Source organism: Staphylococcus sp. B1(2026) (assembly GCF_058895785.1).
Map to the genome: position 1 here is coordinate 1 of NZ_JBZXTS010000102.1, position 1,351 is coordinate 1,351.

At 42.9% G+C, this 1,351-nt stretch carries 1 protein-coding gene; it reads right to left on the reverse strand.

Features of this window, described 5'->3' with window-relative positions; genetic code table 11:
• The coding region (locus AC5EAH_RS08110; RefSeq protein WP_493494273.1) for a DUF1542 domain-containing protein at positions 1 to 1,351 on the reverse strand (1,351 nt) is incomplete at both ends.

Genomic DNA, 1,351 nt, shown 5'->3' on the forward strand with positions numbered 1-1,351 from the left:
TTCGCATCATCAATCGCTGCTTTCGCTGTATCTTTTTCAATTGCTAATTTACCAGCTTCTTTCGCTGACTCTACACCTGCTTTGTCTGTCGCTGCATCAACTGCATCTTTTGCTGCTTGAGCATCTTGTGCTGCTTTATCTTTCGCTGCTTGTTTCTCTTCAGCAGTTAAGTTCGGTAACGCATCAATTGCCACATCTGTTGCTTTCTTCGCATCATCAATCGCTGCTTTCGCTGTATCTTTTTCAATTGCTAATTTACCAGCTTCTTTCGCTGACTCTACACCTGCTTTGTCTGTCGCTGCATCAACTGCATCTTTTGCTGCTTGAGCATCTTGTGCTGCTTTATCTTTCGCTGCTTGTTTCTCTTCAGCAGTTAAGTTCGGTAACGCATCAATTGCCACATCTGTTGCTTTCTTCGCATCATCGATTGTTGCTTTCGCTACATCTTTTTCTTGTGCTAATTTTCCTGCTTCTTTTGCTGATTCTACACTAGCTTTATCCGTGGCTTTATCTATCGCATCTTTTGCCGCTTGTGCATCTTTTGCCGCTTGATCTTTCGCCGCTTGTTTTTCTTCAGCAGTTAAGTTTGGTAACGCATCAATTGCCGCATCTGTTGCTTTCTTAGCATCATCAATTGTTGCTTTCGCTACATCTTTTTCTTGTGCTAATTTTCCTGCTTCTTTCGCTGACTCTACGCCTGCTTTATCTGTCGCTGCATCAACTGCATCTTTTGCCGCTTGTGCATCTTTTGCTGCTTGATCTTTCGCTGCTTGTTTTTCTTCAGCAGTTAAGTTTGGTAACGCATCAATTGCCGCATCTGTTGTTTTCTTCGCATCATCGATTGTTGCTTTCGCTACATCTTTTTCTTGTGCTAATTTTCCTGCTTCTTTCGCTGACTCTACGCCTGCTTTATCTGTCGCTGCATCAACTGCATCTTTTGCCGCTTGTGCATCTTTTGCTGCTTGATCTTTCGCCGCTTGTTTTTCTTCTGACGTTAAGTTTGGTAATGCGTCAATCGCTGCGTCTGTGGCTTTCTTAGCATCATCAATTGTTGCTTTCGCTACATCTTTTTCTTGTGCTAATTTTCCTGCTTCTTTCGCTGATTCTACACTAGCTTTATCCGTGGCTTTATCTACCGAATCTTTCGCTGCTTGTGCATCTTTTGCCGCTTGATCTTTCGCCGCTTGTTTTTCTTCAGCAGTTAAGTTTGGTAACGCATCAATTGCCGCATCTGTTGCTTTCTTCGCATCATCGATTGTTGCTTTCGCTACATCTTTTTCTTGTGCTAATTTTCCTGCTTCTTTCGCTGACTCTACGCCTGCTTTATCTGTCGCTGCATCAACTGCATCTT